Origin of the sequence: Actinokineospora sp., from assembly GCF_052390155.1 — a bacterium.
Taxonomy (GTDB): domain Bacteria; phylum Actinomycetota; class Actinomycetes; order Mycobacteriales; family Pseudonocardiaceae; genus Actinokineospora.
Map to the genome: position 1 here is coordinate 1 of NZ_JBQTHF010000076.1, position 6,579 is coordinate 6,579.

Below are 6,579 nucleotides of genomic sequence, written 5' to 3' on the forward strand. Positions count from 1 at the left end.
GCCCGCCGTGGACAGGGCGAGCACCTCGGTGCTGTGTTCGATGTCGCGGTCGCGGTCGCGGCCGACCCGGTGCCCGGCCGGTTCGGCCGGGCCGATGCCGGTCTGCCGGTGGCCGGAGGCGTCGGTGGACAGCCCGGCCTCGACCACCAGCCGCGGGTCGTTCCAGTCGACGGCGAGCGGGCCGAGGACACCGGCCGACGGCGACAGCTCGGCGGCGGTCAGCAGCGTGGCGAGGCAGTCCTGGTCGGGTGCGGAATCGTCGTGCAGCAGCCAGATCCAGCCGCCGGGGTCGCCCCACCGCTCGACGGCGTGGTCGACGGCGGCGTGCACGGCGTCGGTGTAGCCCGCGGTCCGGTCGAGGGTGAGCACCCCGTCGAGGACGCGGTCGGCGCCGTCAGCCGCCTCGGCGAGCAGGGTGGGCGTCTCGTCCAGAGATCCGGTGTCCACCGCGATGATGTGCCGCGGGCGCGGCACCGAGTGCCGCAGCGCGGAGAGCGCGAGGCGGAGCCATTCGGCGCCGTCATGGCAGACCAGGACGGCGACCACTGGTGCCGTGCGCAGGACCGGCGCGGCGCCGTGCGACAGCGCCAGGCGCGACCGGGGCGGCACGGACCCGTACACCTCCCATCGCACTCGTGGTGGTCATGACCCTCCGGCCACTAGCCAACACGGTACGACGAGACATCACCGAATCGTGTGAAGACAGGCAGGCCGACCCGCCTGCTTATCGACCCGCCCCACGCCCGACTTGAGCCCTGCGACCAGGAAACTCGGGACGGGGCCCACGCCGTCGTCCCGGTCGACTACCCGAGCTTCTTGAGCTTGCGCCGCTCCCGTTCGGACAGGCCGCCCCAGATGCCGAAGCGCTCGTCGTGCGCCAGGGCGTACTCCAGGCACTCCGAGCGGACCTCGCAGCCAAGGCAGATGCGCTTGGCCTCGCGGGTGGACCCGCCCTTCTCCGGGAAGAACGCCTCCGGGTCGGTCTGCGCGCAGAGCGCGCGCTCCTGCCACTCCTGCTCGTCGGTCTCGTCGAAGAACCCGGCGAGAACACCCAACTCCTCGGTCGGGTGTTCAGCCCATTCCACGACGCGACCCCCGTCACTCAGTCCCTGCATTTCGCCCCGCCTCCTCGCCTTCCGCACTCCCCGGCTGGCGGATGCCTTAGGCCATCCCCGTGGCGAATGACATCGATGTGATTACACCCGTGTCCCGGCGGTGGGTCAAGCGAAGCCCCCAGGTGGGTGATGAGATAACGCAGCCTGTACCCGATCGTGTACCAGGCGAAACGAAGCCGCCCGCCGGGCAACCGGCGAACATTGCCACACTGGGGTGGTGCAGCGATCAGCGGTTCGACCCTCGCCCGTGTTCCTCGGCCTCCTCGCGCTCACTGTGGGTGGCGCCCTGCTGACTCTCGTGGAGAACGAGACGGCCTTCAAAGCAGGGGTGTTCGTGCTGGTACTCGGCGGGTGGGCGGTCTCGCTGTGCCTGCACGAGTTCGGCCACGCGATCGTGGCGTTCCGCGGCGGCGACAAGGAGGTCTACTTCAAGGGCTACCTCACCCTCGATCCGCGCAAGTACGCCGACCCCGTGCTCAGCCTGGTCGTGCCGATCCTGTTCCTCGCGATCGGCGGCATCCCGCTGCCCGGCGGCGCGGTGTGGATCAACCACCACGCGCTGCGCTCCCGAGCGGTGGACACAGCCGTCTCGCTGGCCGGGCCGTTCGCGAACCTGGTGATCGGCGTGCTGCTCGCGGTGTCGGTCGAGGTGTTCGAGCCCGCGCCCGTGCTCGGCGCGGGGCTGTCGTTCCTGGCGCTGCTGCAACTCGCCGCGTTCGTGCTGAACATGCTCCCGGTGCCCGGCCTCGACGGGTGGGGCGCGGTCGAGCCGTACCTGTCCTACCCGGCGCGCAGCTTCGGGGCGAAGGCGCGGCCGTGGGCGCCGCTGATCCTGTTCGCCGCGCTGATCGGCATCCCGGGGGTGAGCGCGGCGTTCTGGGACGTCGTGGGCAGCCTCTACGGCGCGGTCGGCGGCAATGAACTGCTCGCCTACCTCGGCCAGGACGCGTTCTTCTTCTGGCGCTGAGACCGAATTGGACGGTGACCCGTCCGGGGTTCACCCGGACGTGCGAGGATCGCGCACCGTGAAGGTTGTCGTAGTCGTCGGCGGGGTCGGCGGGGCCAGGTTCCTGCTCGGTGTGAAGAAACTGCTCGGTCTGCCGCCGGTGGGACCCGCCCCGGACGGCTCGCCGCACGAGATCACGGCGGTGGTGAACACCGGGGACGACATCTGGCTGCACGGCCTGCGGATCGCCCCGGACCTGGACACCTGCATGTACACCCTGGGCGGGGGCATCGACACCGCGCGCGGCTGGGGCCGCACCGACGAGACCTGGACGGTCAAAGCGGAACTGGCCGCCTACGGCGCCGACCCGGACTGGTTCGGCCTCGGCGACAAGGACATCGCCACGCACCTGGTGCGGACCAGGATGATGCGCGCGGGCTACGAGCTGTCCGACATCACCGCCGCGCTGTGCGACCGCTGGCAGCCGGGGGTGCGGCTGCTGCCGATGACCGACGACCGCGTCGAGACGCACGTGGTCATCGACGAGCCGGGCACGGGCGAGCGCAAGGCGGTGCACTTCCAGGAGTGGTGGGTGCGCTATCACGCGGAGCCGAAGGCGCACTCGATCGTGCCGCTGGGCGCGGACGAGGCGAGCGCGGGCCCGGGCGTGGTCGAGGCCGTCACCGATGCCGACATCGTGCTGCTCGCGCCGTCGAACCCGGTGGTGAGCATCGGCACGGTGCTGGCGGTGCCCGGGGTGCGCGCGGCGCTGCGCAAGACCGAAGCGCCGGTGGTGGGCGTGTCGCCGATCGTCAACGACAAGCCGGTGCGCGGCATGGCCGACGCCTGTCTGACCGCGATCGGCCTGGCGACCTCGGCCGAGGCCGTCGGCAGGCACTACGGGTCGCGGGGCTGCTCGGACAACGGCATCCTCGACGGCTGGCTCGTGCACAGCGGCGACACGGCCGACGTGCCGGGCGTGGCCGTGCGCGCAGTCCCGCTGCTGATGTCCGATGTGGACGCCACGGCGAAGATCGCCCGCGCGGCGTTCGACCTGGGCGGCGTCGACGTTGACTGAGCACGCCGCGCGGGGGTCGGTGGAGATCCTGCCGGTGCGCGGCCTGCCGGAGTTCCGCCCGGGCGACGACCTGACCGGCGCCATCGCCGCCGCGGCGCGCTGGTTGCGGTCCGGGGACGTCGTCGTGGTCACCAGCAAGATTGTGTCCAAAATAGAGGGTCGGCTGGTGCGGGTGCCCGCCGACCAGGACGCGCGCGACGAGGTGCGGCGCAAGCTGGTGCTCGACGAGGCCGAGCGGGTCATCGCGCGCCGGAACCGGACGCTGATCACGGTGAACCGGTGGCTGGGCGTGGTGCACGCGGCGTCCGGGGTCGACACGTCGAACGTGGCGGGCGACGAGGTGGCGCTGCTGCCGGTCGACCCGGATGCCACCGCCGCCGCCCTGCGCCACGGCCTGCGCGAACGGCTGGGCGTCGAGGTGGCCGTCGTCATCACGGACACCATGGGCCGCGCGTGGCGCGTGGGGCAGACCGACGCCGCGATCGGCGCGTCCGGCCTGCGGGTGCTGCACTCGTACGCGGGCGCCGTCGACGGACAGGGCAACGAACTCGCCGTCACCGAGGTCGCCATAGCCGACGAGATAGCGGCGGCGGCCGACCTGGTGAAGGGCAAGCTCGGCGGCGTGCCGGTGGCCGTCGTGCGCGGCCTGGAAATCGGCGACGAGACCGCCCGCGCCCGCGACCTGGTCCGTCCGGTCGAGGACGACCTGTTCCGCCTCGGCACCGAGGACGCGATCGCGCAGGGCAGGCGTGAGGCGGTGCTGCTGCGCCGGTCGCTGCGCTCGTTCACCGACGAGCCGGTTGATCCGGCGGCGCTGCGCCGAGCCGTGGCCGCCGCGCTCACCGCGCCTGCCCCCCACCACACCCGCCCGGTCCGTTTCGTCCGGGTGGTGACCCGTCGAACCGCACTGTTGGCAGCCATGCGCACGGCCTGGACGGCGGATTTGGAGTCCGACGGCCTACCCCCCGACCGCGTCGCCCGCCGCGTGGCCCGCGGTGATCTCCTCTACGGCGCCACCGAGATCCTGCTCCCCTTCGTCCTGCGCGACGGCGCCCACACCTACCCCGACCCTCGACGCGCGGAAGCCGAACGAACCATGTTCACCGTCGCGGGCGGCGCGGCCGTGCAAGGCCTACTGGTCGCACTGGCCGCGGAGGGCCTCGGCTCCTGCTGGGTGTCGTCCACCCTCTTCTGCCCCGAAGTGGTACGCGATGTGCTGGACCTGCCCGCCACCTGGGAACCCCTTGGCGCCGTCGCCGTCGGCCACCCGGCCGACCCGATGCTCCCCCGCGAACCCCCCACAACCGAAGCCTGGCTGGAACTGTGACCCACCCCAGTGGCTGATCGACTTCACCGCCCCTGCTCCACCCCCAGCAAGGGCAAACCCCCGCCCTACCCTGGGGGGACAGCCCTGCTCCAGTCTATCGGTGGTGGCGGGGAAGGCTAGGGGGCGGCGTTTTCTGTGGATGGATTCGGGAGTTGGGGACAACTGAGGTGACTGTGAGGTTGCATGCTGACGCCGTGGCGGCCATGGCGGCGTGGCGTCCAGACGACCGCGGCCAGGAGTCGTTGCGGCAGGCGTACCTGGGGTTCCTCGCCGCCCGCCCCGACGCGTGCCTGCGCGCGTGTGAACCGGGCCATATCACCGCATCGGCGCTGGTCTTCGACGCCGCCGGAACGCACGTGCTGCTCACCCTGCATCCCCGGGTCGGCCGCTGGCTGCAACTCGGCGGGCATTGTGAGCCGTCGGACACCACGCTCGCCGGGGCGGCGCTGCGCGAGGCCACCGAGGAGTCGGGCATCGCCGACCTGCGCATCGATCCGGTGCCCCTGCACGTCGACGTGCATCCGATCACCTGCTCGCTCGGCGTGCCCACCCGCCACTTCGACGTGCGGTTCGCGGTCCGCGCGCCCGCGGGGGCCGAGCCGGTTCGCAGCGCCGAGTCGATCGACCTGCGGTGGTGGCCGGTGACCGACCTGCCGCCGGACCCGGACGGCGCGGCGGGCATCCACCGCATGCTCGCCGCCCTGCGATAGGCAGGTCACCGGCTCAACCGCTCGCGGCACGACCCATATGCCGACCGTCCCCCAGCGATGAAGACATGGTGGTTCCCGCTCGTCGCGACCACACTGGCGGTGTCGCCAAACTGCCCGCACGGAAAGGCACACCGTGATCACCATCGACCCACAGTCCGCGGTGCCGCCGTTCGAGCAGGTGCGCAGCGGGCTCGCGCAGCGAATCAACGACCACAGCCTCGCCGTCGGCACCAAGCTGCCGACCGTGCGCAAACTCGCCGCCGACCTCGGGCTCGCGGCGAACACGGTCGCCCGGGCTTATCGGGAGTTGGAGGAGGCCGGGCTGGTGGAGACGCGCGGCCGCGCGGGCACGTTCGTCGGCGCGGCGGGCGATCGGACTCTGGAACGCGCGCGGGACGCGGCCGCGGCCTATGCGACGGCGATCCACAAACTCGGGGTCGCCCCGGAGTTGGCCCTCGACATCGTCCGCGCCGCTCTCCGGCAACCGGGCGCGGCCGAATAGCGGCGAATCCGTAACCGAGGTCGGACCGGCGGCTGGAGATTGCCTCAACAATTCACCCAGGCGGGTTCCACATTTTCACCCGGCCGCGTGATTCGATTTCCCCGCCACGGGCGGATTACCCGGTCGTCTGCACGTGCAAGTGCCGGGGCTCATCCGCGTGGGCGTTTGCCTGTGCCATGGGCTGCGATCGGTGAGACGGCGTGCGGCGTTAGCCCTCGATCGGATGATGTCGCCGGTTGACGGCAAATCGCAGATTAATCACCCGCCGGTTACCGCGCAACGATACGTGATACGCCGTTCAACGCCACGGGTTTACCGTTGGGCGCGTACTACTCGGCAGCGCGGATTCGGCCGTGAACGCTTCAGGATGATGTGTTGGCGGGCTACCGAAAGGCCCGTTGCTGCTTTGTGCCGCAAACAGGATCGCGGGTAGCGTCACCGCGCATTAATCCAGGAGTACCGAAAGGAGCCAGATTCAGTGACGGTTCAATCATGTGATGACGACAGGCCGGAAGAGCCCGAGGGGAGGAACCCGGACGAGTCCGGCGGCCCGGAGAACCCGATGCCCGTCGGTCCCGGCCGCTCCGACGGACAGTGGTTGCGTTGGGTTCGGCAGGTCGTCAGTGACGGATGGGGGCCGACGTCGCGTGCCATAGTCATGGCCATCGCCATGACCGTGCCGTTCGCCATCGTGCTGGTGATCGGCGGCGAGTTCGGCATGCTCCCCGCGGTCTGCACAACCATCGCGCTCATCCTCACGCGCACGGTCTCCAGACCCGGACCTCGCACCGCGTAATCCGGCACGGGAGGGGGCGGCAGGCTGCTGATGCTAGCAAAAGCCTGCCGCCCCCAGTTCGTGGTCGCCGCCCCCGTGGCCGCAGTTATACCTGGGTAGCCCGAT

The 6,579-nt window shown here is 71.1% G+C and carries 8 protein-coding genes; 6 read left to right on the plus strand and 2 right to left on the minus strand.

Annotation, left to right across the window (positions count from 1 at the left end; genetic code table 11):
- Together ACT4N7_RS24770 and ACT4N7_RS24775 are read right to left on the minus strand one after the other, a co-directional pair.
- A partial coding sequence (locus tag ACT4N7_RS24770; protein WP_444831241.1) for a glycosyltransferase family 2 protein occupies positions 1-609 on the minus strand: 609 nt, incomplete at its 3' end.
- A 194-nt stretch (positions 610-803) separates the two neighbouring features.
- Positions 804-1,115, minus strand: a complete 312-nt coding sequence (locus tag ACT4N7_RS24775; protein ID WP_444831242.1) for a WhiB family transcriptional regulator — start codon at positions 1,113-1,115, stop codon at positions 804-806.
- Positions 1,116-1,332: 217 nt separating this feature from the next.
- On the opposite strand from ACT4N7_RS24775, the gene ACT4N7_RS24780 reads away from it, so the two are divergent.
- From ACT4N7_RS24780 to ACT4N7_RS24805, 6 genes are all read left to right on the plus strand, one after another.
- On the plus strand, positions 1,333-2,082 hold the full coding sequence (locus tag ACT4N7_RS24780; RefSeq protein ID WP_444831243.1) for a site-2 protease family protein: 750 nt from the start codon (positions 1,333-1,335) through the stop codon (positions 2,080-2,082).
- Positions 2,083-2,140: 58 nt separating this feature from the next.
- Positions 2,141-3,139, plus strand: a complete 999-nt coding sequence (cofD, locus tag ACT4N7_RS24785; RefSeq protein WP_444831244.1) for a 2-phospho-L-lactate transferase — start codon at positions 2,141-2,143, stop codon at positions 3,137-3,139.
- Positions 3,132-4,466: a coenzyme F420-0:L-glutamate ligase gene (locus tag ACT4N7_RS24790; RefSeq protein WP_444831245.1), complete on the plus strand. Its 1,335-nt coding sequence runs from the start codon at positions 3,132-3,134 to the stop codon at positions 4,464-4,466. Before cofD ends, ACT4N7_RS24790 begins: the two co-directional genes overlap by 8 nt.
- A gap of 203 nt (positions 4,467-4,669) precedes the next feature.
- Positions 4,670-5,176: an NUDIX hydrolase gene (locus ACT4N7_RS24795; protein ID WP_444831248.1), complete on the plus strand. Its 507-nt coding sequence runs from the start codon at positions 4,670-4,672 to the stop codon at positions 5,174-5,176.
- Positions 5,177-5,309: 133 nt separating this feature from the next.
- Complete coding sequence (locus tag ACT4N7_RS24800) at positions 5,310-5,678, plus strand: GntR family transcriptional regulator (RefSeq protein ID WP_444831246.1); 369 nt, start codon at positions 5,310-5,312, stop codon at positions 5,676-5,678.
- 670 nt (positions 5,679-6,348) lie between these two features.
- Entirely contained in the window at positions 6,349-6,474 is a 126-nt protein-coding gene (locus ACT4N7_RS24805) for a hypothetical protein (RefSeq protein WP_444831247.1), read from the plus strand.
- The last annotated feature ends 105 nt before the right edge of the window (positions 6,475-6,579 follow it).

Bases quoted from the DNA above. Each gene is read 5' to 3' on its own strand.
- ACT4N7_RS24775 (WP_444831242.1), bottom strand. From the start codon at position 1,115: ATGCAGGGACTGAGTGACGGGGGTCGCGTCGTGGAATGGGCTGAACAC.
- ACT4N7_RS24795 (WP_444831248.1), top strand. From the start codon at position 4,670: ATGGCGGCGTGGCGTCCAGACGACCGCGGCCAGGAGTCGTTGCGGCAG.
- ACT4N7_RS24805 (WP_444831247.1), top strand. From the start codon at position 6,349: ATGACCGTGCCGTTCGCCATCGTGCTGGTGATCGGCGGCGAGTTCGGC.